The following is a 25855-nucleotide window of genomic DNA, read 5'->3' as shown; positions in this document are numbered from 1 at the left end:
TGTTCAGAAAATCGCCCCAGCCGTTCGCGGGATAAACGGCCCTCCCCAAACCTCAGATTGCGCGGGACGTAACACCTGCGGGTGGAAACCAACTATGGCAAGGATCAGATCCTTGCCGATGGTCTTCCTTGTGTGGTTGGTCTGCCTGTATCTGCAGACGACAAGATGCACGTCGAGGCGTCGACGGCAGACGAATTGGAGAACAGCTTGGTTGAAGAAGGTGGCTTCTCCCCCGAAGCCGCGAAGGAGATTGCGCGCCAAGCGCGGGAGCCCGGGGCTTAACAGATTCTCCAACCAAGTGCGGCAGCCGCCAATCAAACTTCGTCGGTTGGTTCAAGTCAATAGGAAAGGCGAAAGCGATGATGACCAGCGTCGTGATAGTTGTACTCGGCTCGTATCGACCGCGAGGCACACATGCTTAATCACCCGGCATTCTGGGCCGTGATCTTCTTTCTTTTGCCCTTGGCTCAATCGCTGGGTGACTGGCATAGCAGGATCGCAGCATGGGCGTGTCTGTCTGCGGCGATGCTGCTATGCAGCTATGCGCTCGTAAATTGGCTACGGCTGCCGCGCGGGTATAAATGGACGTGGGCAGCGCTTCGAAATTTGGCGTGGGGTAGCAAAGTCTCACTGTCGGACGCCGCACGACTCGCGTATGAAGAGGCTCGCGTCAACAACACGATATGGGCACGTGCCGCTGAACGTCTTGCAGTCAATCGGACGCCGGGAGGGATTTTGGACTACATAGCGGGATACTTCGCCTGTGAAGTCCAGTTGTACGGGCGGAGGCCGCCTTCACAGCGTTTGGAGGCTGTCGATCGATTCCAGGCAAAGCACGGGACATTCCGGGGCGGAGCAAGGAATCTTTATCTCAGAGACCAAAGCAAGACTGAGTTTTCAGATTTGCAGGTTTCAAGGAAGGACCTCAAAACGGTGCGCGAGTTGATGCGTAACGCGCTCAAGGCGGACGAGCCGATCTGAGGCGCGCGCTCGCACAAGGAAAAGAATATGGTACTACCAGCCTCCGAAGTCTCACGGCGCAAGACAATCATGTTGAGGAATGCGGACGCATTCTCCAAGCGTGTGCCACTGGCCTTGCAAAAGGAGCAGCGCGGGCTCGCACGGGAAATCCAACGGCGCCAGTACAGGGACAATGATGTTAAGGCGCTTGGAGTGCTATATGACTACGTGGACAGAGTAATGGCGCACGGGAAGGGAAATGTGGCTTGCAAGCGTGGGTGCTCTGCTTGCTGCAAGGCAGAGATCGCGCTTTGGCAACTAGAGGCCGATCTGATTGCAGCGAAAACTGGTGTTGCTGTGCGTTCTGTCCCGCTCGATCCGGGTCGCAAGATGACGCCATACACCATGACGACGAGCCCTTGCCCCTTCCTCGTCAATGAGACTTGCTCAATCTACGCCTATCGACCACTTGCGTGCCGGACTATGGTCAGCTTCGACGCGGATAGCACACTGTGCCAATTCGATCATAGATTTGATACGCCGGCTCTAATGATGATCGACCGCGCTACGACGTTCGGTGGGGTTTATGAGGCTTTCAACGTCATCCTGCATCGCAATGGTGGGGGCGCAGGCGATATTCGTGAGTTCTTTGGAGAATCGCCAGTCAAAGTTGGCGATAATCACCAGGCATAGGAAATGACACGATGAATATCTTCGATTCGTTGATCATCGTGCTGGCCACCACGGTTGGCGCGTTTGGCGGCCCATACATCAGGAATTTCTTCGGAAAAAAGGGCGAGAATCTTGCAACGAAGCAAGACATTTCCGAGATAACAAAACGACAAGAGGAAATCAAGCATCGCTTCAACGAACTGATCGAGACGTCGAACCTGGTACAACACCGTGCATCGGCACTCGGGCATCGGATTCATGACGCCGCACAGCGTTCATTATGGGCTCGCCCAGGAGTTGCACCTCACCCGTCAGGCAGCACTCGACACAGCATTCAGGGCGTCCCCAAACAGGTTTAAAGGGCGTCGCCCTGAACCACCGCGGCTGCCCACAGCAGTCTGGATCAACCCGCCGCCATCGGAGGCCATTACCCCAAACACACCACAGCCCGGCACAGTAAATTCATGAAGCCAGGTGACGCAAAGTCATTGACACGTTCCGCCGTGTACCGCATCCGCACGCGAAAAAGGACGGCATGTATCACGATGGTACGCTATGCGTTGACGGAGCTGATTTCTTCGCTACTGCGAAGGCTCAGGCGCGCTGGCACACCGCTGCTGCAATCTTTGCCTCTATGACGGCGGTGTGCCAAGTGGCTGCAACGCTCGCCGGCACCACGTAAGGGAAAAGAGAAATGGGACAAGCGAAACAACGTGGCACCAAGGAACAGCGCATTACGCAGGCTAAAGAAAAGCTCGCTGCGCTGCGCCCTGAGACATTGGTGTGTGGTACGTGTCAGACCGCATTCTCGGAGTTCGAAACGATGGACGCGCGTGGAATGCGCGGCATCGACGCCGTCTTCGTGGGCCAGTGCCCATCGTGCGGCGAATCTGTCATTGCTTTCAAAGGTGAGCCGGACGCGGTTGCTGATGCTGCGCTTGCGTGGCAAGACGCGATGGGCGGTGACGCAAAGCTTGGGAGTCAGTCGAGCGATGGTCGCTATTTGGCACTCGAAGACGAATAGCAAGGAAAAGGCTGCGCTACCCGAGTCGTCGCGCACAGTCCTTGGATAGGCGCTAAGCGTCGTTTCTCGACTTGCCAGCCGGTGGTACCTTGCGCGCCCGTGTACTGGTCCCTCCCGTCTTTTCGGCTTCGCCGCTCGGCTCGCCCAGACTCGCGCCCTTCGCGTCATCCTGGACGCGCCGCTGTTTCAACTCGGCCTGCGCAGCACTGGCCAGGCCCACCGACTCGACCAGGCGCTCGCGCGTGAGCTGATGTGCGGCGATCGCGTCAGCGAGATCCTTGCGGCTCTGCTGTTCTCTTTCCTCCGCACGTACAAGGCGAGCTTCCGCTTGCTGCTGGGCGGCCTGTTCGCCGGCGCGCTGCGCTTCGGCAACGGCGGCCGACTTCTCTGCCTCGACTCTGGCTGTGCGGGCGAGTTCCAACTGCTCGCGCAGATCCGCAGCTTCACGCTCCAGGCGCGGCACCGCTTCCAGCCGTAACTCGGCTTGGGCGAGGACACGCCGCACACTTGCCATCTCCTCGCGGCCGCGTTCTGCTTCCTGCTGTAACCGGGAGATTTCTTCCGCCTGCTCGCTAGCCTTCCCGGCCAACGTGTCACGCTCGGAAGCCAACTGAGCGAGTTGTTCCTGCAGCTTCGTCAGCTCTGCCTCCATCGCCTCACCGCGAGCGGCGTACTCTGCCAGGTCCCTCAGCGCCACGCCCAACTCGGCGTTGGCCTCGGCACCGGCTTCCTCTGCCACTTTGGACAGCTCGGCGCCAAGAGCGGCCAACAGGCGAGGGTTCGGCTCAGGCAACGTGCGTGTGGGCGGCTTTTGCCGACCCTGCCAGGCGGTCCAGTGCCGGTGGATGGCGTTCGGGCTTCCGCCCCCCAAGCGTTCGCGGACCGCACGGAGGGTCGGCTTTTGCTGCTCGGCCACCAGCTCCTCTGCGGCGGCTTTCACTTCTTCGTAGCTGATGCCAGGGCGCGCCATGAGATGTGCTCTCCGCAAGATATGATATCGAAATATCATACCATATCAGACTGATATGGTATCTAATGCTCGTTACTCGATATCGCTTCGTCGAAGGGCGCAGCACGCGGCTTTGCTGGGGGCACGGGATTGGAAGCGGAAATTCTGGGGTTGTCTAGACGCCTCGTCGATGAATGCCGCCGCTCCCTGGCGGGGGAGGAGGGGAGGTCGACCGATCCGGTACGGCTGGTGATTGGGACACGGGCGACGAAAGCCAAACGCGGAGGATAGTGCGGCGAAGCGTCAGCCGACACCTGGCGCCGGCCAATCTTCCGAGCTTATGAAGCTGGCCCCTTTGGAGCAGCGGCGATTTCGGCCACCCGACAGCTGCGTGTCGAGTGCCTTGATCGAGCGTCTAAATCGAATATATTTGTGGGGTTGGAGCGCGGCCAGGTGTGCGATGTTTGTGGTCGAGTTCGGCGCCCAGTCCTACCATCTGGAGAGGATTGACGATCTCGCGGCAGTGTTGCGCCTTGAGAGCGAATTGGATGCCGCGGAGAAGGCTAAGCAAGAGCGCGTCATCATCCTGACACGCAACACTCGGATCGGAGAGGAACATTCAGCTCGGTACTTCGATAAGTATCCACAGTTGCGCAACCGCAAGCCGCGGCTGGCACGCGTTTCTTCGCTGACTGGGATCGCTCGAGCGCGGGCCGGAACGGCGCCTCGCTCACCGACCACTGGGTCTTCGAGGTCAGCGACGATACGAACCCGCAAGACCAGTCTCGCCACCTGACAGTGATTCCCGCCTGGACCACAACGCGCAAGCGCTGCCAGAGGTCAAGGAGAAGCGCCGCGCATCCGTGTTAGCACTATGGGACGAGCTCCTCCGATTCGACTGCGTGTGGGCCACGCCTTTGCCTGGTTCTTCTTCATGTTGCACGGCAATCGGCTTGGGTCTTGGGCGGGGGAGCAAATCCTGGCCGAGGCCGAGGCCGGCACCATCGTGTTGCCCGAGTACGACTACCGGGTCCTGAAGGATTGGAGCCGCGAGCCATACGGCTTCTGACAGCGGCGTCTGCTTCAAAAACGTCATGCCGATAGCCGTTATCGGCATGATGGCTTTTGACAAAAAAGCCGCCCGGGGCGGCTCGTCTGGATAGGCTGGACGTCGGGCAGGCAGTTACCGATGCGTCGCCCGGCCAAGCGCTTTTGCGGCTGCCGCCCGAACTTCGGCGTGACGGGCCGTTGTGAGCACCTTGATTAGTTCTGCACGCGCCCTTTCTCCGCCGGCGATACCCAGGCCCTCCGCTGCTCCTACTCGTTCAATCGTGTGGTTCGCGTTGTTGAGCGTGTGAATCAGGGCGTCGATTGCTTCTTGCTCAGTGGCCATTTCCTTCAGTCCTCAATGTGATACGAAGAACATAATATGGGGCCTTGACGGGCTCCCTACAAGGTCGAGGGGGCGTTTTCTCTGTTCCCCCCGCACTGGGGGCGTTTTGACAGCTACTTCAGCAAAGCGAATGCTGAAACAATTAGAGACACGAATGCGACCAGGATCGCAACTAAACCAATCAACGTATTCGCTGTGTTGGTCATGCGATTGTAGTAGAACGTCCGCATTTTCTCGATCGTTTCTGGCGCATCCTTCGCGCCAGCGGGAAACGAGTGTCTGTACTCTTCGAAAACCTTGGCTTCGATCGCCTCATGCAACTCGCGATTCCACTCCCCCGTCCAGATCACTAGGGCCCGCACTAATTTCCGCTTCAGCATTTGGGGGTTCCTTTGAACCGATCGGGGGTCTTGTCGGTGGCCATCAGCCACCGCGCAGGCGGTATTGCTAGAAATGAGATATCCAGCCAACCGCGCACGGCTGTGTGGTCAGCATGAAGACCTATCCAGCGCGCGAAATTTTTATGGCATCCACCCAGCTTAGGGGCCCATGGTCCAAGTCGATCGCCAAGGCGTGGTACCAACACAGCGGAGGCTCCAGTCGCAGACAGCGTCGCCGCCAGTTCGCGCTTTTCTTCCGGTGCCATCAGATACTTCCTGCCGATGCCTTTTGCCTTGACGCTCTTGGCGCCGGCTCAGCCTGCATTTGCTCAGCAGGAAACGCCTTTAGGAAGCTGCGGGCAATCCCTGGATCACGGCAGGTCAGCCAGTCGTCCCATTCCGCCCGCGGCACGACCACGATCATCCGTTTTTCCTTGCCCGGGGCGTGGAAGCGGTTCATCAACGGATGCGTGTCCGAGTTGATGGTCAGCATGGTGAAGCTGAACACCTCGGCGCCGGCCTCGCCGGGCCAGGCGCGCCACAGGCCGGCAATGGCGAACTCGGGTTCGTCCTTGAGCCAGATCCGCCAGCGGACGGACTTCGTTTGCCCTGCCTCATAGAACGGCTCGTAGAAACTCGCGGCCGGCACTAGGCAGAGCTGACCTTTCTTCCAAGGGCCTGAGAACGAGCGCTTCTCTCCAACCGTCTCCGACCGCGCGTTGGTGGTGTCAAACTTGGCCACGCCCGGTGGGATGCGGGTCTTGGGCACCATGCCGAATGTGCCCACCAGCGCCTGGCGCGTGCCGTCGCCGCCTACGATGATCGGAGCGGCATAGTCTGGCCAAGTCTCCGGCGGGTAGTCGAGGGGAGGTGGCTCGACGCCGTAGACATCGCGCAGCAACTGGGATTGAACGGGTAGGTAGTTGTTGCACATCGCCAGTTCTCCAGGAATCCTCGAAATCGTATCAGGTAGCGCCCCACAACTAGCCCCGCGCCTAGTCAGCAAAAATCACGGCCGCTGGTCGGCAGCCGCCCCAATAGCGGCGTGAGGTCTACCATCCGCTGCGCGACAAGGTGCCGTACCTCACCCTCGCATTGCCATTGCCCGAGGATACCGATCAGGCGTGCCCCAAGGACTTCCTTGCGGTACCGCTCCAATACCGATGGCCACACGATGACGTTCACCGTGCCAGTTTCGTCCTCAATGGTCATGAACAGGACCCCGTTCGCGGTCCCTGGCCGCTGCCGCACGGTGACGATGCCGGCACCACGCGCCAGCTGGCGGTTTTGGTAGCCGAAGAGGGTCGATGCCGTCTCATAGCGCTGCGCAGCGAGTTGCGCACGGAGTAGCGCGAGCGGGTGCCGGTTCAGTGTCAGTCCCATGGACCGGTAGTCCCCCACGATCTCCTCGCCCTCGCTTGGCGGGGCAAGGGTGGGTAGTTCCTCCATCAGGTCTGCGGGACGCAACAAGTCCTTGTCGGGCACGGCAACGGAGGCCTGCCACAGGGCCTGTCGTCGGTTTCCTGTGAGGACGCGGAGGGCATTCCCAGCGGCCAGCACCTGGATGTCGTGACGGTCCAATGAGGCGCGGCGGGCCAGATCCGTGGCGCTCGTGAATGCGCGCACCGAGCGTGCGTCCTCGATGCGCAGAGCCGCTTCTTGCCGCATGCCGCGCAGCAAGGACAAGCCAAGGCGGACCGCCGGCGGCCTGCGCTCGCGCGTCTCCAGCGTCGAATCCCAGCAACTGACGGTGATGTCCGCTGGCAGGACCTCGACGCCATGCCGCTTGGCATCCTGCACGAGCTGAGAGGGGCTGTAGAAGCCCATGGGCTGGCTGTTGAGCATGGCACAGAGGAAAGCCGCTGGCTCATGGCGCTTGAGCCAGGCACTGGCGTAGACCAGTAGTGCAAAGCTGGCCGAGTGGCTCTCCGGGAAGCCATACTCTCCGAAGCCCTGGATCTGCCGGAAGATGCTCTCAGCAAATTCCCGCTCGTAGCCGCGCTCCAACATGCCGGTGATGATGCGGTCGTAATAGCGTTCCAGGCCGCCCTTGCGCTTCCATGCCGCCATGGCCCGACGCAGCTGGTCAGCCTCGCCAGCCGAGAAGCCGGCCGCGAGCATGGCCACCTGCATCACCTGTTCCTGAAAGATCGGCACGCCGAGCGTGCGCGACAGCGCCTTTTCCATTTCCGGGCTGGGATAGGTCACCGGTTCCTTGCCTTGTCGGCGACGCAAATAGGGGTGCACCATGCCGCCCTGCACCGGTCCCGGCCGCACGATGGCGACCTCAACGACCAGATCATAGAAGGTGCGCGGCTGCAGCCGGGGAAGCATGGACATCTGCGCCCGGGATTCCACCTGGAACACCCCGACACTGTCGGCGTGGCATAGCATCTCGTAGGTTTCCGGATCCTCAGCGGGGATGTCCTGCAGCTCGAACACCTCGCCGCGCTGCTCCGAGACGAGGTCTAGCGCGCGGTGGATGGCGGACAGCATGCCCAGCGCCAGCACATCGACCTTCAGCAGTCCAACGGCATCCAGATCATCTTTGTCCCATTGGATCACACTGCGATCTGGCATGGCCGCGTTCTCGATCGGCACGAGGCGTGAGAGTTTTCCCCGGGCTAGCACGAAGCCGCCGGAATGCTGCGACAGGTGCCGCGGGAAGCCCAGCAGCTGGGTCGCCATGCTGGCCCACCGCTGGGTCAGCTCGCTCTCGATATCGACGCCGCTTTCCGCAAAGCGCTTGAGCAGGTCCGCTTTGCCGTCAAACCAGTGATGGGCCTTCGCAACCAGGTCGACGATGGCGGGATCGACGCCCAAGGCCTTGCCGGACTCGCGCAGGGCGCTGCGCGGGCGGTAGGTTGCCACGGCCGCGGCGAGGGCCGCCCGCGTGCGGCCGTACTTGCGGTACAGATACTGGATGACTTCCTCGCGCCGCTGGTGCTCGAAGTCGACATCGATATCGGGGGGCTCGGCGCGCTCTTTCGAGATGAAGCGCTCGAACAGCAGGTTGCCGCGCGCCGGATCCACCTCGGTGACGCCGAGGCAGTAGCAAACGGCAGAGTTGGCGGCGGACCCTCGGCCCTGGCACAAGATGCGGTTTGATCGGGCGAAGTTGACTATGTCGTATACGGTGAGGAAGTACCGTTCGTACTGCAGGTCGCGGATCAGCGCCAGTTCGTGCTCGATCTGCGCTTGCACGGCATGCGGGATCCCCTGCGGAAATCGTCGGTGCGCGCCGATGTAGGTCTCGCTGCGCAGGTAGTCTGCCGGGGAGATGCCATGCGGCACCACTTCTTCGGGGTATTCGTAGCGCAACTCATCCAACGAAAATTGGCAGAGATTGGCGATGTGCAGCGATTCGGTCAGCAGCCGGTGCGGGTAGACATTGGCCAAGCGTAGGCGCGAGCGCAGGTGCTGTTCTGCGTTGGGGGTCAGCTGGTACCCGCATTCCGGCACGGCCTTGCCCAGGCGGATGGCGCTCAGCACGTCGTGCAGTGGCTTGCGCGAGCGTACGTGCATCTGTACGTGTCCGGTGGCCACCACGCGCAGGTGATTGGCCGCGGCCGCTTCCATGACGCCCGCCCGATGGATGTCGTCCATGGCGCGGTACAACAGGGTCAGGCTCATCCACGCGCGACCTGGGAAGGTGGCCGTGATCCATGCGGCTTGGGTGTCCAGCCGCTCCGCCGGCGTGCAGTACTCCGGCGTGAAGATGATCGTGCAGTCGGGCAGGCCTCGCAGGTGTGCGTAGTCACCTTCCGGGGCATCCAGATCCCGGCGGGTAAGCAGGTAGGCACCCTTTGCCGTACGGGTACGGGCCAGCGTGATCAGCTCGCAGAGGTTGCCGTAGCCCTCGCGATTGCGGGCGAGGGCGAAAAAGGAGACACAGGGGCTGCCGTCCGCATTGACCAGGCGAAACGATGCGCCAACTAGCAGCTTGAGCCCGTGCTTCTTGGCTTCCGCATGCGCCCGGACGATGCCGGCCAACGAACATTCGTCGGTGATAGCGAGCGCGCTGTAGCCCAGTTGCACGGCGCGCTCGACCAGCTCTTCCGCACGGGAAGCGCCTTCCAGGAAAGAGAAATTCGAGAGGCAGTGAAGCTCGGCATAGTCGGGCAAGCCGCCGCCGGTGCGCAGGGATTCCATGCCGCCACCTTCACCCGAACAGCCCGTGCAGGTACCACGTGGCCTCATCGCCGTCCCGGCTGCCCATGCGTTCCTGATAGACCCAGTAATGGGCGTGATCGCGGCCCTCGGCCACGTAATAGTCGCGCGTCACGAGCTCGCCGCTCCACCAGCCGGCCTCGATACGCTCCGGGGGAGACACCATGCGCAGAGGCGAGCCATAGAACGGGCGGTGGTCGCGGATCAGCAAGGCAATCGGCTTGTCCAGCAGCCAGGTCGGGCGGGGCAGGGCGGGCGCCGCCGCGCTAGGCCGGGGTTTCCCGATGGCCGGCACCCAGGCGTTGGCCACCTCCGGCCGGTAGTCCGCACGCAGCTCCGGCCGCAGGATGTTGTCGGCGCCAAGCCGCGCCGCGAGCAGCTCCATCACGCGGGCGTGGTCCTCGGGCGTGCCGCCGGGCTCAGGAAACAGCGATTCGCTCGGCGGCGCCTTGGCTTGCACGTCGGTGACAGACAGGCGCACCGCGATCATGGGGGCATCCACCTGCAGCTGCGCCAGTCGCTCCCGCAGTAAGCGCATCAGGTGATCCTCGCTCCAGCTGGGCTCTGCCAGCGCGATCTCGATGACGGTTGGCGCCAGCGCCTCGCGGCCGCGCTCGTGTTTGAGTTCCACCAGGACTTTGGTGACCGCCAAGTGGTGCGCGGCCAGCCAGCCCAGCATCTGCACGATGAGCCCGCGGCTGTAGAGCAGGGTGGCCTCCGCATGCTCGATGCGATCGGGGAGGTCGACCTGCGCGGAGAAGGTTGGCGGGGCTTGTAGCCATTCGAAGATCTCTGGCGCTTGGCCCAGGGCGCGATCCATCGCCTCGTTCAGTTCGCGGCCGCACCGGCGCTGCAGCCCGGCCCGCGGCAGCCGGCGAATATCGCCAAGGCAACGGCACCCCAGTCCATCCAGCCATTCCAGGAATGGCCGTGCGGCGGGCAGGGTGCCGACGGCGAGGGCGCCCAGCTGGCGTTCCAATGCCTCGATCTTGAGGGTGTTTCCACCGCCGGCGTGGGCCAACAGCCAAGCGCCTTGGGCCGTCGGCGCACAGCCGCAGGCCGCGCTGAAACCCAGCGCAGCGACCGAGGCGCGCATGCGGTGGCGCAACTGGCGGATGCCGCCGAACAGCCGCAGGCTGGCCGACACGTCGACCAGCACGGACGCTTCCTCGGCATGCACCACGTTGGGCGCGAACTGCAGGAGCGCCATGGCCACACGCTGCAGAGCGTCGGCTTCCTTCTCCGGGGCCCGATCGTATAGCAGGGTCTCCGGCGCGATGGTCAGCACACCGCCGCGGCGCATCTGCGGGCGGACGCCAGCCTCCGTCGCCAGGCGTGAGGCGAGGTGGACGCGTTCCTTGTCCAACACCACCACAGCCAACTCAGTGGACCAATTCGGCCGGAAGACTTCGAGTGGCAGGGACGAGAGGTGCAGGCAGATCCAGAGGCGCAACATGACGGTGAAGCAGGATCGGCGACGGTTCCAGCAGGACGCGCACGGGCAGGTCCTGCTGCGGGCCGCGCCGCTTGATGAAGGAGAGATCGACGCCGCCGGCGGCGGGCGCAACGCCGATGCGCAGGGGCGCTGGCGACGCGTCGCGTGCACAGGCCAGGGGCCGCATGAGGAAAAACAGCGCCTCGCCACTCTGCGCGGCCAGGTGCAGGCGGCGCAGCGCGTCATTGCGGATATGGGTCTGCCAAAGCAGAACCGCGCCGCAAGTGCCGGCGCGCAGCAACTGCTCGGTGGCCCAAAGGGCATCGGCCGTACGCTGGCTGCGAATCCACAGCAGACGTTCGGGCGGCACGCCCCAACTGGCCAATGCGAGCGCCTGAGGCGTTTGCGGCGGTTGAATCAGGGCGATAGGCCGCTTACAGACCTCCGCCAGTGCGGGGCGCAGCAGGCGCAACTCCCCCACACCCGGCTGGCGGACCAGAAGTTCGACCAGCGACGCCGTTGGCCAACCGCCACCCGGCAGCTCGGCCGTCAGCACCGGATAGCCGGTGGCGACGGTGCGACCGTTCGCCCGGGCCAGCTGGGCGGCTAACCAAAGGGCAGGATGGATGGATTCTGGATTGGGCGTCGGCATGGCGATTGGTTGAGTCCATTCAACCCAGTTTACTGTATATATATACAGTGGTCACGGATTTCTTCTCCCGAGCCTGAAAGTGCCTTAAGAGCCGCGTATTGAGCGGGCACCGTCGAGGTTTTACTCGGGGGCGTCTCCGAAGACCCGGATGGCTAGGTCGTGCTCGAATTTGGTCGACCAAGAATCACGAGACCCTGCCGCGTACTGCATCACTACACCTGTCTCTGGTCTCAGCACGCTGACCAGGCGTTCTTGTTCCCCGGTCATGTCGCAGACGCTAAAGTCGGCGGCGATGAACCCGTGCCGACGACAGGCGTTGGTAAAGGCTTCGCGCTCCGCGGCAGGAAACGCATCTAGGGTTGCCATGGCAAATCCTCCAATCGACTAGCCAGCTAGCTTGCGGATGGCCGCACCAATTTGTTGCGCCTTTCTAGTATCGGCGTACTCCGCCCACGGATCGACGTAGCCGGCGGCTTCCACGCGCTGCAGGGCGGTCTGGATCGTCCAATGATCGCCCGCTGTCAGTGCCTCCAGTTCCTCCCAGGATGCCGGCATCGAAACCCCCAGACCTGGCCGCGCGCGTGCAGAGAATGCGGACACCGTCGTCGCACCTTGGCCGTTGCGCAGGTAGTCGATGTAGATCTTCCCAATCCGATTGCGCGGCCCGCTCTTAGAAACGAAGCGCTGCGGAATAGTCTGGGCGATATGAAGAACGACATCTTCTGAGAACTTCTTCACCGTGATCCACGACAGCTTGGGTGCAATGGGCATAACGACATGCAGGCCTTTGCCACCACTGGTCTTGAGAAAGCTCACCAGGCCAAGCTCATCCAGCATCGCTTTCGTCAGCATGGCGGCGTCCAGCATGTGCTGCCATGGCACGCCGTCGCCGGGGTCCAGGTCAAAGATGATGCGATCGGGCTTATCGATGCTGCGCTTGGTCGCATTCCAGGTGTGGAACTCGATCACATTGAGTTGCGCCGCACTCACGATGGCGGTCTCGCGTGGGACCTCGAGTAGTGCCGGATGGCCTTCCCAGAGCGCAGGATCCAGTAGCGTCATGCCCGGAATCTTGCTCGCCTCAGCGTGCTTCTGGAAAAACAGCTCTCCGCCGATACCGGTTGGGCCCCGCAGCAAGGCTACGGGGCGCCCGCGCAGATGGGGAAGCAGATGGGGCGCGATGGCTTCGTAGTAGCCGACCAGGTCGCCTTTCGTCAGCCCGGTCGTTGGGTCAATCACGCGGTCCGCGTTGGTGACCTTCACCGAGCGAGCCGGGGGCGGCCGCGGCGGCTCCACTTCCACTGGACGTTCCCGTGTCACGCTGCCGGGTTCTTTGTCCGCGCGCAGGGCATGGAAGACCGCATGCCGTACTCGACCCTCTTTGGTCCACTCCGCGAATGAGACCTCTGCAACCAACTTCGGCTTGACCCATTGGCCGGTCAAACGTGGTGGTGGCTTCTCGAAGGGACAGGCTGGAACTTCCAACTCCGCCAGCAGTGCGAGCAACTTGGTCAGCATGTGCAAATCGAGGCCGCTTCCAACGCTGCCTGCATAGTGCAGCTTGCCGGCTTCATCGTGCACACCAAGCAGGAGCGCGCCGAGGCCATGCCGGCTTCCCCTCGGGGCCGTGAAGCCGCAGATGACGAACTCTTGCCGCTTCGTGCATTTGAGCTTGATCCAGCTCGGCGCTCGGGCTGAGACGTAGGGTGCGTCGACGCGCTTCCCAATCAGCCCCTCCAGGCCCATCCGGCACGCAGCGGCAAGAAGGTCGTCTGGCGCACCCTCAAAGGCCTCGCTGAACCTGACGCGCGAGGCGGCTGGTATGGCCAGCACCTTTTCCAGCAGGGCTCTGCGCTCGGCCAGAGGGACGTGCCGAAGGTCATGGCCCCGGAAGAAGGGGAGGTCGAAGACGAAGTACTGGATATCCTCCACCCGCGCCCTCTCAAAGGCGTTCTGCAGCGCTTGGAAGTCCGTGGTGCCCTTGCCGCCGAGTATCACGATCTCCCCATCCAGCCACGCGGAGTCAAGCTCAAGAGCGCCTACCTCCCCCGCGACGGCTTTGAGGCGAGAGGTCCAGTCATGGCCGTTCTTGGTGAAAAGGCGGACGTCCTTGCCATCGACGCGGGCCAACAAACGGTAGCCGTCGAACTTGATTTCATAGGCCCATTGTTGGGCGTTGCGCGGTACTGCGGAAGCGAGCGTCGCCAGTTGCGGGGCCAACGCAAGCGGAAGGGGGGCGGGGCGTGCTGCAGCGGGTAGTACGTGTCGGCCCCGCCCCGGGCGCGAGCGACGCTGCTTTGGCACGGCAGTCTTCGCGTTACCGCCGGCAGCCGATTTGCTGTTGCCGTGGGCCAGCACGCTGTCCGGCAGGGCTTCGGTGATGTCGTACTCGGCGGCAGAGCGCGCAAACGCATCCCGCTCCTTGATCAAGAGCCACGGTTCCTGACGCTCGTCGCCGTGGCCGTGCATTCTGACCAAGGTCCAATGACCATGTAGCTTCTCACCTTGCAGCTCGAACTTCAGCTTGCCGCTCTGGTAGCCGGCCACCGGATCGCCGACCGGCATCCACGTCCCTCGATCCCAAACGATGACTGTGCCGGCACCGTACTCCTTGGGCGGGATCACGCCTTCGAAGCTCGCATAATCCAGCGGGTGATCCTCGACATGCACGGCCATCCGCTTCTCAGCGGGATCCAGGCTGGGTCCCTTGGGGACCGCCCAACTCTTGAGGGTACCCTCAAGCTCGAGACGAAAATCGTAGTGGAGCCGGCGAGCCGCATGCTTCTGCACGACAAAGCGCAGTGCGCCGCTGGCGGCGCTCGCGGCGGACACTTGGCCGCTCGGCTCCGTCGTCGCGGCGAAGTCCCGCTTCTGACGGTATCGCTCCAGGCTCCGCGCGTTGGTAGATGCCGACTTAGCCATGGACTGAGTTCACAAACCGGGCGGCGCGGGCTTTACTCTTTCACCTCGCGGGGATCGTGCCCGTAGCTGTTGCGCATGCGGATCTGCCCGTCTCGCCCATGGACCAGCAACTCGACGCTGTCCTGCTTTGCCTCCGCCGTGCCGGCCGCGATGGCGTCCTCTAGGTCGTCATGCGCAGAAGAGGGCTCGTGGGCGCCCTCGCGTACGACATGCCATTTATCGCCGTGTGGAACGACATGCACATTCTTGTTCGCCATGACTGTCTCCGTTTCGCCGTCCTCTGTGATCGTGTGATCGCAGTATTTCCCCGTCCTAAGCGAACGGCAATAAGCCGCTGTCCGACACTGGGTATCGCACTGGTCGCCATGTAGGTCCGACAAAAATTACACGCACATGTTCTTCCACGAAGTGCTCGCCTATCCGCAAAGTGACAGTGGAACGCCGCAGGTTCGTCAGGCACGATCTAAGCTAGATCGATGTACTCCCGACCCGTACGGTGATCGCCATGGCTGCCCGTTCCATTGCTTCCCTCTCTCTCAGCTTCGGCCTTGTGTCGATCCCAGTGAAGATTTTCAGTGCCACGGAAAGCAACTCGGGGGTCGGCTTCAATCTGCTGCACAAGGGATGCGGTTCCAGGCTCAAGCAGCAGTATGTGTGCATCCGCGAAGATGTGGTGGTTGAGCGGTCCGAGATGGTCAAAGGCTATGAGTTCGAAGCTGACCACTACGCTGTGTTTGAGCCGGATGAACTGAAGGCGTTGGAAGACGAGGCGAAGCACACGATCGATATCGTCTCATTCATGCCGGCCGGAGCCGTCGACCCCATCTATTTCGACAAGGCCTACTACTTGGGCCCGGACAAGCGCGGTGGTAAGCCATACAACTTGTTGGCCGAAGCCATGCGAAAGACGGGGACCTGTGCGCTCGCGCAGTGGGTCTGGAAAGGCAAGCAGTACATGGTGCAGGTGCGGGCGGTCGACGAGGGCCTGGTGCTCCAGCAACTCCTCTATGCTGACGAGGTCCGATCGATGCTGGATCTGCACGTGGAGAAAGCTGAGGTCCAGCCAGCCGAGCTGGCCTTGGCGGAACAGCTGATCGAACAGAACTCGGTGGAAGGGTATGACCCGACGGCCTACAAGGATGAGGAGAAAGACCGCATCTTGGCGGCGATCGACAAGAAGATCGCCGGCAAGAAGATCGCCGTGAGCGAGGAGCGAAGCGAACCGCGGCAGGGCGCGGAAGTGATAGACCTGATGGAGGCCCTGCGCGCAAGCATGGCCCAGCGCAAACAGGGCGGAACGAAGGCACCGGCCTCAGCGGCTGCAGCGGAGGGCAAGAGAAAGAAGACTGGGAAGCGTGCCACTGCGGCGCCCGCGCCCGCTCCCGCCAAGCGAGCTTCAGCGGCGAAAAAGTGACGGGCCGATGCCGACGTACACCCTGAAGGACGCCGAGACGATGCTGGGCATCCCGCGTTCGGTGGCCACCAGGCTGGTCACCGAGGGGATCATCACGCCCACACGCGGGCCGCGCCGGAAGCTTCTCTTCACGTTTCAGGACATGGTGCTGCTCCGGACTGCCAATTCGCTGCATGGCGCCAAGATCCCAACGCGGCTGATTGTCCGCGCGCTGGCGAGGGTGAAGGCTTCTCGCGGCACTGGCCAGCCGCTGACCGGTGTGCGGATTCGTGCGATGGGCAACGAAGTGGCGACAAAAGACGAGGGTAGGGGATGGCAGGCTGTGTCGGGCCAGATGCTGATGGACTTTGAGCCAGGTGAACCGGGCGCGGCGGTCGTGGAGTCTCTGCACGATGCACGGGCGCCGGAGGCCGACGCGCAGGATTGGTTTCTCATCGGTGCCGAGCTGGAAACGGAGAAGCCGATCGACGCCGAGGCAGCATACCGGCGGGCCTTGGCGGAGGACCCAACATTCCTGGATCCGTATCTCAACCTGGGCTGCATGCTGTGCGACGCGCGCCGGTTTGGCGAGGCGACCGAACTGTACCGCTCTGGCATCTCACAGCTGCCGAGCGAACCGTTGCTCCATTTCAACCTGGCCGTGGCGCTTGAGGACCAGGAACGCCCCGGGGAGGCACTCACCAGCTATGAGCGCTGCATCCAATTGGCGCCGGACTTTGCCGACGCGCACTTCAACGCGGCTCGTATCTACGAGACCCTCGGCAACGGGATGCGGGCGATCCGACATTTCAATGAGTATCGGAAGCTGCAGCGTTAGCGCGGCCTTCATGCCACTACCCCGCGCGCCTCAATCGAGACAAAGACCTGCGTAGTCGAGGAGTCGCTCACCTACACCGTTCAGCCCCTCAATAGCGCGCGGGGGAGCGGTGTGAGCAGGCCGCTAAGCGCTGCGGCCTGCCGTAGTACCAGTCGGCAGACCGATGCATAAGCACGAGGACAACCGATGGGCCACTACGGCGCCCATGGAGGTCGCGCCCACCACGGCGCGTGACTGAACGGCACCCAGCTACAGCATGAGGCTCGTTATAGGCCTGATGAGACTAAACAGACGACCAATGTCAAGGTCTCTGACGAACGAAGGTCCGCACTTGGTAGGGCCGGATCGGGAACATGCGATTGGAGCTGGATTGGTGCGCATCCTGGTCATTCGCGGCCCGCCAGTTCAATGTGGTAGACCAACCGCTGGAGGAAGGTCTGTTGACCGGGCGAGATTGCGACAAAGGTGCAACCAATGTGATGCATGGTACGCTGGCCTTCCCAGATGAGACCGTGCCCGACCACTTGGAGGTCGAACTCCAGTTCGCCCTGGTTGCGAAAGTCGAGCGTGCACTTCTGCAAGATGGTGCCCACCGGAAACCGGTCCGTACTCGCAACCTTCGAGCGAAGCCCCACACCGGACAGCGAGAGGTCGGCGATATCTAGCTTCAAAGGCTGGTCGTCCATCGCCTGTAGTTCGCAGCGGTAACCCATAGCGACCTGCGGTCGTGCACGGGGATGGCGACGGCGCTCGAAATGGTAGAGGTGAGAGGGGAAGGTTGCGGCACAGGCCGGGCCGCCCTGATAATTGATCAAGTATGGCCTTCCGATGACGAAGTCAATCTTGACATCGCGCAGTATGGCGGAGACGGCAATCTCATCAGATGTCAGCAGCAAATCCCGCTCGGCGTCCGTGCGGCATCCGTCGAAGATGAAGGTACACGCTACAGGGTCAACCTTCAACAATGTGGTGGCGAGCTTGTACCCGTCGCGCGCGCTCAGTCGGACAATGCACTTCAGCCAGGCGAGATCAAGTAGCACTGCACTGATTTGTATGGGAAGGGTCAACCGGTGGCGGTCATCCAAAAGGCCATGGCTTGGCGCTTGCGTGCTATCGGTTTGGCGCTTGGCAACAGAATGATTGAGGCTCACGAAAAATCCCAGGGAAATCGACGACGGCTACTTTTCGATTCTAACGGCTGGTTGAATGTGCATGCAGCCATCAACAATGGCTTCAGGTTGCATCACCGCGACACGTTCAATAACGGAAGAAAGCGGCGGGACTTCACCCTAAAAGTTAGAAGGGGCAGGCACGGAAGGCGTCGGGAAGGGGCGTCCGCACGGGCGACATGGCACGAGACAGAACGCTGCCACGCAGGGAAAGGGGGCTCGCGAGGGCGGGTCCAGTTGACTGGGCGAGCGATGATGGGCGGAACAGCCGTCAGTTGGGTGCCCCAATTGGGACTGTATTTATGTACAGTCTGGCGTGAGCGGCGCCGAGGGCCATGACCGGGGCGTTTGGTGTCTGATCCGTGCTACGATCACGGCCAAAAAACAACGATGCCCCCACATGTCAGCCAAATTTTTCGAGTATCGCGACTTCGAAGTGACGGCCTTTGCCGAGCAGAGCTTTACGGGCCTTTGGATCGCAAAGTATCACGCGTTTCCTTGTGCCGAGAGCGCGAAGGAAGTCCTATCCTTCAGATTCCTCTGTGATGGCCGGAAACACAGGCTGGTCCGAAATGATGCGGAAGCAGTAGACGAAGCCGCAGCTTTTGCAAGGGCCGCCATCGACACCAAGCCGTTGATGGCTTCGCTGCCCAACTAGGGGCTCCATCATTCTTTTGCTCCAAAGCTTGCTATCCGCTGCCCCGTTATGACGCAAATGGACAAATTTTTCAGCAAGGAAGTCGCCGACGCGATCGGCGTTGGCGCAGCTCTCCAAGTCGCTCATTTGGCCCGACAGATGCGCGAGACCATGGATCGGGCCAACGCCAGATTGATCGCTGCTGGGCGCCCCACCCTCCAGGAGCAATGGAGTAGAGTTGAACAGTTAATCGCGTCCGGCGAATGGGCCGACAATTGACCACTTACCGAGCGCAAAACTAGCAGGGCGCAGGGCATCTTGCTAGCATTCCTTGGGCTCCCTGGAGGGCGGCGATGACGGAGCGACGGAACGGCGTGTATCGTGGCTTTGAAATGTCGGCGGATGTCGAGAGCCACCCTACAGGCAGTTTCCACGTTGTCGCATTGTGGGTACGCCTCACGTCTCAAGGGGCGCTCGCCAACGTACCCGTTGCTGGCGGCACGTCTGGGCCTTTCGCCGACCTTGACAGCGCTTTTGCAACTTCATTCGGCCGCATTCAGCAGGCGATTGACCACCACATCGACGGCTCTCCGCCCGCTGACTCGGCGGCGTTGCAATTCGGGGGGAACAATGGACTCGCACTTGTCCCTGTCATCTTTATTTCTACCCCTATAACGAGGGGAATGCAAAGTCGGCGCCCAAGAGCGCAGCATGACGTTGCATGCTAGGCTTTATTGAGCACTCGTTGAAATTGAGACCTAGCATACTCACACTTCGATAGGAGACCGAGGTCCCGCCGGTCAATCTGCTCTAGCCGCCCACGAGCGGCCGTCGTCTCATCATCGGTGCGAGCCGAGCAGTACGACATCGAAACCGGTCAGGCGGTCCGTCGGACATACGTCTCGAACCTCCAGCACATAGCGCGAGGGGCTCGCGGCGCGCCCGTCGTTGCGACGCGGCGGCGCGGGTCGTTGACAGCCACGACCTCCTAAGCCTTATCGTGGGGCCCGAGTCCATCTAAGATCGAGATTCCTGCGGCTGCGGTGAATGCGCTACGGGGATACGGATGACCAAGTCGTTACCATTGATCAGACGCGTGGTGTCGCTGACCATGACGGAATCCCCTCGAAAGTGGGGTTCGCAGTATCCGGAGGTGTCGGCTTTCGCCGACGCATTGCAGGTATGCTGCTTGCCACTCCGAGGCGTACTAGGATGGTGAATGGAGCCTGCCCCATGCGGCAGGACACCGTAGTTCGTCCTATACGGATTCAATGGGAGTAAGCCAATGTCCATCGAAACATACCGAGGTTATGTTATTGAGGGCCTCGCAAAGCCAGCAGGGGATGGCATGTACGAATCCCGTGGATTCGTGTGGAGCGGCTACCATTCGGGCCGTCAGTCTGTCGCCGAGTCCATGGGGCTCGGATGCTACACAGCCAGCCAGCGTGCGCAGGATCAAGCCATTCTCTGGGCGCGGCGATACGTTGACAATCTGATTGTCCGCGTCGGCCAATAGTCGCCCGCATGTGCGAGCACGGCCAACGTACGCACGAACTTCCAACGCGCGCTACCGCGCACTTGCCATGCGCTTTCTTAATGATGACGTCGCTGTGACCGAGGCCGACTGCCTGTCAGCCAAGGATGACGCAGACCGCGCGGAGGCCGCCGCGCGTGCGGCCTTCCGCAGCCCGCCCACTGCGATGTAGATAGCCTCGGACACATCAGGACGCCGCTCGTAGTCCCTGACAAGGCGACGCCAGCGAATCATCCAACCGAAGGTACGTTTTACTACCCAACGCCGGGGTGGCACCGCGAAGCCAACCTGATCCAGGTGACGGCGCACCACCTGCTCGACGAAGTCGAGCGTCGCGCTATATCCATCAAAGTGTGACGATCGTACGCGCCATCTGCAAACAGATACTTCTGTCCCGGCCAGCGCTTCTTTACCACCTCCAGAAGCGCCAACGCCCCGGTACTATCGGCGATGTCTGCGGGCGTCAAGTTGACCATCAGCAACCGGCCATTCGTATCCACGCCGCCATACCGACAGGACCCATATAACCCTTGCGATGAATCTCACTGGGTGAGCCGCTTGAGGGAAAACTTCACGAGTGGTTCTTATGGGGAGGGGGCTGAAAACGGGCCGGGTTCGCCGAGCACCGCGCCAGTCCATTACCCGACAAGACGTCTAGGCATGTCAGCGCCGGTGGGGCCCCAAGATATGCGTGAGCGCCGACGGCTTACGAAAAAGGGCTGGACTTTTCAATTATTTCGTTGTACTTTCATTTAACTGGAGAGGCCTGCTTTTCTTTTGAATTTAACAAAATAAATAACCCATAAGGAGCCGCAGATGCTTTGCAATCGAAGTTCCAAATTTGCATTTCTTGTTCTCGTCATCGCAAGCCTGCCTGGCTGTATTTCTAGCGGTGGTCTGGCAAAAATGGGGACGGAATATGAGGCGGCAAATAAGGCGGCAGTGGATACCGTGACAACGGAGGCTAATGAGGTGAAGCGCGTGCGCAGAATCGGCGCTGCGCTCGCTTATATTAACAATCCGACGTTGCGAGCAAATGAAAATTTGAACAATAAGGAAGTTCCTGCTAGTTTCGCGAATTTTGTATGTACTGGCTCCGATGATTTTGATAAAACCAGATCTGGCCTTGAATTTACATCTCAATATGCAAAGACTGTCAAGGCGATCACCGAAGCCCCAAATGACTCGATCGCTGGATATGTGGATGCATTAAGGAATCTAAAAGATAAGGATGCTCCGCTGGAGTCCGTCGCCATTGAGTCGGACATCTATAATACTTGTCGTAGGAATATTCAAGCCAGTTTGCCAATCAAGGGTTTCACAGCCGCCACCGCCCGTCCGGAGTCGCCGCTGGCTGCGCTAAGTGCAATGACGGCACTCATTGGCGCTGTTCAGGAGTTGCTAAAGCAGGGACTCAAGGTTGTGACCGAAGAGCAGCAACGCGGAACACTAAAACAGTTTATCGAGAAAAATCGGATCATCTATGGTCAAGTTTTAACCCAAGATCTTAGTGCGGACGAGTTAAATAAGGCATTTGAGCGGCGAAAATCTATAGCGCTTGCACTGCCGTACTTCGAGTTTGAGGACATGATGAAGCTCTCCACTACCACTCAACGTACTGAAATCTTGACTCGTGCGGCAAAAATCAATGCGGACCTTGCCGAATACGATGCAATCAGTACGCAAAAGGCACCAGGATTGCTTACGCTACAGTTCTCCAAGATAAACAAGAAACTGGACGACTACGCGAACGGAAAAATATCAAGAGACGAATTGATTCAATACTTATCTGAAGTTGGTGGCGAGATAAAGAGTGCGAAGGATGCCTATGACAAGGTTATACAAGCAGGAAAGGGGGTGAGTACGGCATGGGGCTCCAATCAATAAAAGGGAGGGCATATGGATCGGGCAATGTGGGTAGCCAGTATTGCTACTGCCCTTGTGCTGTCTTCCGCTCCGGCCGCACAAGCTGCAGGTCTCTTTGATATAACTGGTGGCGCATTCAAGACGTTGGAGATGATGGGCGAGGTTAAGAGAACGCAAGCCATTGAAAAGGCATCAGGCACTGCGGCACTCGTCAACGCACCTAATGTGACTCCGCTGCCGGAGTCCAATGGCCCCGTGGCGCGAAATCCCACTACACCAATAGTGGCATCTGGGGCGGGAGGGGGTTCTTCGACAGCATTGCGTGACACCGTCGCCAAGCAGACTGATCTTCAGCGTAGTGCGCTGAGCGGAAGTATCCTGTTACAAATTAAAGAGCTTGAAGCACAGTTGCAACGCCGCCTCGCAATCAAGCCGCGAACGGCCGAGATTTCGACCGAGATAAACGCCCTTAACGAGGCGATCACCGTTAAGCGCCAGGCATACGACTTTGCGGTTGGAAATAGTGCATCGGTGAGCGCTGCTGTGGCGGAATCATATGCCGCCACATCGAACCCTTATTTTTTGATGTGCAAGGACCAATTCTGGACGCCAAACGACCCTCTCAAGTGGGGCGCGAGGATTCGGCAGGCAGGTGATAGCCTCACCCGACTGGGGCGGAGCATCGGTGTAATTGAGGTCGGCGGCCGCCCTGCGGGTACGGGGACCGTCGTGGGTAAGCAGTACGTATTAACAAACTTGCATGTCGCCAAGCAAATTGCCAACTATGATCCCGTAACTAAGCAGTGGTCTACGCTACCGGATACCAAAATTACTTTTGACAAGGAATATGCATTAGGGACAAATGATAATTGCGTGACTCCGAACGCACCGCGATCCTATTATATCAACGCCGTATTCGACGTTGCCAGTAACGGCGACGACCTGGCGATACTCCTGACGTCGACCGACTCAGAATATCCGAAACCAGTCGTTTTTGCCGACCGAGCCAATGAGGATTATGCTGGCAACATGCTGGTTGCGGTGATCGGCTATCCTGGGCCACCGCGGGATATGATTATCGCGGAACAGATCGAATATTTTCGAACACCAACAACCAAGACCCCCCAGTTTGGGTATAAGCGGGTTTCGGAAGGGTTCACTGGCGCCGAGGCGGTTACTGTGGATGGAATTTTTGTGCATAAGGCAAACACCTCCGGTGGGAATTCCGGAAGCCCGGTTATTGATCTCGCTGATGGCGCACCGATCGGGGTGCATGTGGGCGGCGTCGATCGATTCGAGGATGATCTTGGCTACAACAAAGCCCTTGTTAGTGGGCGCGTCAAACGCCTGTTGAATGAATCAGGCCTTCTGGGCGGGGGCCAATAGAGACAGTATTTCTGACTTTACTCTTTCGATTTGCTCGTGTGCATCTAGTCCTACTAGATGCTTTCCCGCCGGTGTAAGCCCCTACTGGAGCGTCCGCGTTGATGTTTCGCGACATCTTTAGTTGACTGATTCTGCCGAGTATGAAGCATGTGCTGCACGTTGCCGGAGCATTTCTAGGCTGATCCGAAGCTTCCTATATTTCTTAGTGTCAGGTGAAACGCTCTTCCAAGCGACCGATATGAGTACAGTCCAGTCTCTTGCATCTCGTTCGGCAGCGGGATACGACTGAAGCCGGAGCACTGTGGCCTCCGCAGTGGCGTGAGGGGCCGCGGCCCATGTCTGCTCCCACAAGCCACCGCGTAGCCTTCAAGCATTAAAAGACAGGTTTGTGCCGGACATGCGGAGACTTGGAAAGCCGAGGCGCATAGCGTGCCTCGCCGATAATCCGGCAATATAGGGTCTGGTATGACGGGAGGATTCCATGCTTCATAGAGCGATTAGCCCCGTGTTAGAGCGACGGCAAGAGTGCCTATGGCACCGCCTGTCGACGCAGTTGATATGCTGCGTGCTTGGGATGTTGTTGACGGCTTGCACGATGCCGGTTATCTCGGATCCGTCGGACAAGAATGGGGGGCCACCAACCGGATCCGTGCCCCCGCTCGAGACTTTCCTTCCGAAAGACGGTTCGCCCGTCAAACTGGTGATCTTGCATGGGGTTGGCGATCACTGCCCGAACTATGCGCTCGGACGATACGGTTGGTTGTCGGAGGAGGCTCAAGGCATGACCGGTCTGCGCCCCCAGGGCGAGCCATCAACGCTTCCCCGGATCCTAAGTACTAATTTCTTGCATTTGAAGACTGCGGACGAGAAGTCATTTTTGACCGTAGTCAAGCAGACGTACCTCTACCGGTTGCCATCGACCGAAACTGACGTGACTATCGATGCCATCGAGATTACATGGTCACCCTTGACTCAATGGATTAAGACTACGCAGTTGCGCTACGATGATAACGGTGATTTCAAGGATGATTCATTGCCGTGCCTTGAGTCCAAAGACAATCCGTTCCGCAGCGCCCCATCCCGCGCATTGCTCAATGGTTACGTCAAGGAACACGTTTTCGACCGTAGCTTGGCCGATGCTGCCCTCTATATGGGTAGTTACGGAACGGTGCTTCAACGCGGGGTGGCCGATGCCTTGTGCCACGCGTTGACCGATCAATCCACCGATATGACCTGTGTGTGGCCCCCACCGTCCGACAACGATCGCACGAGGTACATCTTTCTAACGCACAGTCTGGGCAGCCGCATCATCTATGACACCCTTCTCGGTTTGCAAGGGCACGCGTCCAGTCCGTCTGGGAATGTCTTCACGGACGACGAGTGGGGTGGGTCCCGTCCTTTCGTACAGCGCATGATGGCTAACACACCGGTCGTCTACATGATGGCAAACCAATTGGCGCTGTTGGGGCTCGCGAATGAGCATCCCCTGGTGATTTCGCAGGACGGTCCGCAGCCTTATGCCCGTCGCTTTGACATGCCGTGGCTGAAGGTGCCAGAGGGCGTCTTTGTTGAGTTGCCAAAAGGGCAGGGTGAGTCCGATGACCTATCTATGGCGACGTGCACTAACCCGCTTAAGGCTTTCGGTCAAGCCAGAGCAGTTGCCCAGGAGGTACTGCGCCAGACGGGCGAAGTGAAGGCAGGTGCATCACCCGCTCAATCTCTGACCGTGGTGGCGTTCAACGATACCAATGACCTACTGAGCTGGGCGATTCCGGAGTGGTATGTCCGCAAAATTCCGGGCGATCCATGTATGCCCGACATCAAAGTGACCAACGTGTTCGTGAACAACGCAACCCGTTGGTTGGGCCTACTTGAGGACCCGGCTGCAGCGCACACCGGTTATTTCCAAAATGCGCGCGTGTGGGATGTGATCAGATGTGGAGCCGACCAGGGAGTCTTGCTGTCCTGTAAGTTTTGATCACTGGAGATGCCAGCCAGCGGGGGCTCAATTCGCCTGCACCGTTAGAGACACCCATACTTCTGCAAAGTGGTCATTCAAGGTGAGCAGGCGTGAAAAGATGAAACTCCTTTACCGCGCGTAAATTCTCGAAACTATGGTGTCCACCTGACGACGTCACAATTGGCCCGCCCGCTCGAAATACCCGAGAGAGCCATTCGCAAGCACGCAGGCAGACCGTGTCGAGACATTTCCGATCCCAACGTACACTGAAGGGGCAATGCGATACGCCGCTTACGAGAGTCTCGCAGACGACTCGAAGAGATGTCAGAGCAGACGAAAAGCCGAGCGGTCGCATAGCGTGCGTTACAGCCTCGCATCCCCTGGCTGCCGCCCCGGGGACACGAATCTACTTAGTCCACACAAAGCCCGAACCTCGCCGCGGCTGTCAACGTAGTTGTCACGTGAGGGTATTGAATCAAGCGGCTTCTTTGAAGGCGTCGGCCTCCTTGTTTGGC

Annotated in this window: 24 protein-coding genes and 1 pseudogene; 13 read left to right on the top strand and 12 right to left on the bottom strand. The window is 60.2% G+C overall.

All coding sequences use genetic code 11. The features are described 5' to 3' along the window. Positions 1 to 81 precede the first annotated feature (81 nt). From ACGLHR_RS39905 to ACGLHR_RS39885, 5 genes are all read left to right on the top strand, one after another. Complete coding sequence (locus ACGLHR_RS39905; RefSeq protein ID WP_400101127.1) at positions 82 to 282, top strand: hypothetical protein; 201 nt, start codon at positions 82 to 84, stop codon at positions 280 to 282. Between the two features lie 132 nt (positions 283 to 414). After that, positions 415 to 981 (top strand): hypothetical protein, encoded by a 567-nt coding sequence (locus tag ACGLHR_RS39900; protein ID WP_400101125.1) that lies wholly within the window; start codon positions 415 to 417, stop codon positions 979 to 981. A gap of 27 nt (positions 982 to 1008) precedes the next feature. Further along, on the top strand, positions 1009 to 1653 hold the full coding sequence (locus ACGLHR_RS39895; RefSeq protein WP_400101124.1) for a YkgJ family cysteine cluster protein: 645 nt from the start codon (positions 1009 to 1011) through the stop codon (positions 1651 to 1653). Between the two features lie 11 nt (positions 1654 to 1664). Continuing rightward, positions 1665 to 1991 carry a hypothetical protein gene (locus tag ACGLHR_RS39890; RefSeq protein WP_400101122.1) on the top strand — a complete coding sequence of 109 codons (327 nt, stop codon included), beginning with the start codon at positions 1665 to 1667 and terminating at the stop codon, positions 1989 to 1991. Positions 1992 to 2326: 335 nt separating this feature from the next. Further along, a complete protein-coding gene (locus ACGLHR_RS39885) occupies positions 2327 to 2656 on the top strand; it encodes a hypothetical protein (RefSeq protein ID WP_400101120.1) in 330 nt (109 codons plus the stop codon). Positions 2657 to 2708: 52 nt separating this feature from the next. Here ACGLHR_RS39885 and ACGLHR_RS39880 read toward each other — a convergent pair whose 3' ends face one another. Next, positions 2709 to 3626, bottom strand: a complete 918-nt coding sequence (locus ACGLHR_RS39880; protein WP_400101118.1) for a DNA-binding protein — start codon at positions 3624 to 3626, stop codon at positions 2709 to 2711. An 853-nt stretch (positions 3627 to 4479) separates the two neighbouring features. On the opposite strand from ACGLHR_RS39880, the gene ACGLHR_RS39875 reads away from it, so the two are divergent. Next, on the top strand, positions 4480 to 4674 hold the full coding sequence (locus tag ACGLHR_RS39875; RefSeq protein WP_400101117.1) for a hypothetical protein: 195 nt from the start codon (positions 4480 to 4482) through the stop codon (positions 4672 to 4674). 114 nt (positions 4675 to 4788) lie between these two features. Here the strand turns inward: ACGLHR_RS39875 and ACGLHR_RS39870 are convergent, their stop codons facing one another. The 9 genes from ACGLHR_RS39870 to ACGLHR_RS39830 all read right to left on the bottom strand — a co-directional run bounded on the left by ACGLHR_RS39870 (position 4789) and on the right by ACGLHR_RS39830 (position 14814). After that, the gene (locus tag ACGLHR_RS39870) at positions 4789 to 4998 is read right to left on the bottom strand and encodes a HEAT repeat domain-containing protein (RefSeq protein ID WP_400101115.1); all 210 of its coding nucleotides are present in this window, start codon (positions 4996 to 4998) and stop codon (positions 4789 to 4791) included. Between the two features lie 113 nt (positions 4999 to 5111). Further along, a complete protein-coding gene (locus ACGLHR_RS39865) occupies positions 5112 to 5378 on the bottom strand; it encodes a hypothetical protein (protein WP_400101113.1) in 267 nt (88 codons plus the stop codon). Positions 5379 to 5643: 265 nt separating this feature from the next. Next, positions 5644 to 6312, bottom strand: a complete 669-nt coding sequence (locus tag ACGLHR_RS39860) for an SOS response-associated peptidase (RefSeq protein WP_400101111.1) — start codon at positions 6310 to 6312, stop codon at positions 5644 to 5646. 65 nt (positions 6313 to 6377) lie between these two features. Further along, complete coding sequence (locus ACGLHR_RS39855) at positions 6378 to 9530, bottom strand: error-prone DNA polymerase (protein ID WP_400101109.1); 3153 nt, start codon at positions 9528 to 9530, stop codon at positions 6378 to 6380. Between the two features lie 10 nt (positions 9531 to 9540). Next, the gene (locus ACGLHR_RS39850) at positions 9541 to 11004 is read right to left on the bottom strand and encodes a Y-family DNA polymerase (RefSeq protein ID WP_400101107.1); all 1464 of its coding nucleotides are present in this window, start codon (positions 11002 to 11004) and stop codon (positions 9541 to 9543) included. Then, entirely contained in the window at positions 10931 to 11635 is a 705-nt protein-coding gene (gene imuA / locus ACGLHR_RS39845; RefSeq protein ID WP_400101105.1) for a translesion DNA synthesis-associated protein ImuA, read from the bottom strand. Before imuA ends, ACGLHR_RS39850 begins: the two co-directional genes overlap by 74 nt. Before the next feature lie 120 nt (positions 11636 to 11755). Next, complete coding sequence (locus ACGLHR_RS39840) at positions 11756 to 12001, bottom strand: hypothetical protein (protein WP_253933081.1); 246 nt, start codon at positions 11999 to 12001, stop codon at positions 11756 to 11758. An 18-nt stretch (positions 12002 to 12019) separates the two neighbouring features. Next, the gene (ligD, locus tag ACGLHR_RS39835) at positions 12020 to 14557 is read right to left on the bottom strand and encodes a DNA ligase D (RefSeq protein ID WP_400101103.1); all 2538 of its coding nucleotides are present in this window, start codon (positions 14555 to 14557) and stop codon (positions 12020 to 12022) included. Between the two features lie 32 nt (positions 14558 to 14589). Then, positions 14590 to 14814: a DUF2188 domain-containing protein gene (locus ACGLHR_RS39830; protein WP_400101101.1), complete on the bottom strand. Its 225-nt coding sequence runs from the start codon at positions 14812 to 14814 to the stop codon at positions 14590 to 14592. A 248-nt stretch (positions 14815 to 15062) separates the two neighbouring features. On the opposite strand from ACGLHR_RS39830, the gene ACGLHR_RS39825 reads away from it, so the two are divergent. Together ACGLHR_RS39825 and ACGLHR_RS39820 are read left to right on the top strand one after the other, a co-directional pair. After that, positions 15063 to 15971: a Ku protein gene (locus tag ACGLHR_RS39825; protein WP_400101099.1), complete on the top strand. Its 909-nt coding sequence runs from the start codon at positions 15063 to 15065 to the stop codon at positions 15969 to 15971. A gap of 7 nt (positions 15972 to 15978) precedes the next feature. Further along, positions 15979 to 16788 (top strand): tetratricopeptide repeat protein, encoded by an 810-nt coding sequence (locus ACGLHR_RS39820; RefSeq protein WP_400101097.1) that lies wholly within the window; start codon positions 15979 to 15981, stop codon positions 16786 to 16788. A 386-nt stretch (positions 16789 to 17174) separates the two neighbouring features. Here the strand turns inward: ACGLHR_RS39820 and ACGLHR_RS39815 are convergent, their stop codons facing one another. Then, a complete protein-coding gene (locus tag ACGLHR_RS39815; RefSeq protein ID WP_400101095.1) occupies positions 17175 to 17939 on the bottom strand; it encodes a flagellar brake protein in 765 nt (254 codons plus the stop codon). Positions 17940 to 18357: 418 nt separating this feature from the next. Between ACGLHR_RS39815 and ACGLHR_RS39810 the strand changes: the two genes are divergently transcribed. Both ACGLHR_RS39810 and ACGLHR_RS39805 read left to right on the top strand, forming a co-directional pair. Beyond that, positions 18358 to 18615 carry a hypothetical protein gene (locus ACGLHR_RS39810; protein ID WP_400101093.1) on the top strand — a complete coding sequence of 86 codons (258 nt, stop codon included), beginning with the start codon at positions 18358 to 18360 and terminating at the stop codon, positions 18613 to 18615. 57 nt (positions 18616 to 18672) lie between these two features. Continuing rightward, a complete protein-coding gene (locus ACGLHR_RS39805; protein WP_400101092.1) occupies positions 18673 to 18873 on the top strand; it encodes a hypothetical protein in 201 nt (66 codons plus the stop codon). A 1405-nt stretch (positions 18874 to 20278) separates the two neighbouring features. On the opposite strand, the pseudogene ACGLHR_RS39800 reads toward ACGLHR_RS39805, so the two are convergent. After that, positions 20279 to 20634 (bottom strand): annotated as a pseudogene (locus ACGLHR_RS39800) (transposase); the annotation flags it as partial. A gap of 310 nt (positions 20635 to 20944) precedes the next feature. Between ACGLHR_RS39800 and ACGLHR_RS39795 the strand changes: the two are divergent. The 3 genes from ACGLHR_RS39795 (at position 20945) to ACGLHR_RS39785 (ending at position 25358) form a co-directional block, all read left to right on the top strand. Beyond that, a complete protein-coding gene (locus ACGLHR_RS39795; protein ID WP_400101090.1) occupies positions 20945 to 22015 on the top strand; it encodes a hypothetical protein in 1071 nt (356 codons plus the stop codon). A 24-nt stretch (positions 22016 to 22039) separates the two neighbouring features. After that, on the top strand, positions 22040 to 23380 hold the full coding sequence (locus ACGLHR_RS39790) for a trypsin-like serine peptidase (protein ID WP_400101088.1): 1341 nt from the start codon (positions 22040 to 22042) through the stop codon (positions 23378 to 23380). Positions 23381 to 24161: 781 nt separating this feature from the next. Beyond that, positions 24162 to 25358, top strand: coding sequence for a hypothetical protein (locus ACGLHR_RS39785; protein ID WP_400101086.1), 1197 nt, complete (start codon positions 24162 to 24164; stop codon positions 25356 to 25358). Positions 25359 to 25855 lie beyond the last annotated feature (497 nt).

It is taken from the genome of Cupriavidus sp. CuC1 (genome assembly GCF_044627735.1).
GTDB classification, from domain to species: domain Bacteria; phylum Pseudomonadota; class Gammaproteobacteria; order Burkholderiales; family Burkholderiaceae; genus Cupriavidus; species Cupriavidus ulmosensis.
The sequence above is the reverse complement of the archived record's forward strand: the minus strand, read 5'-3'. Positions and strand labels throughout refer to the sequence as shown.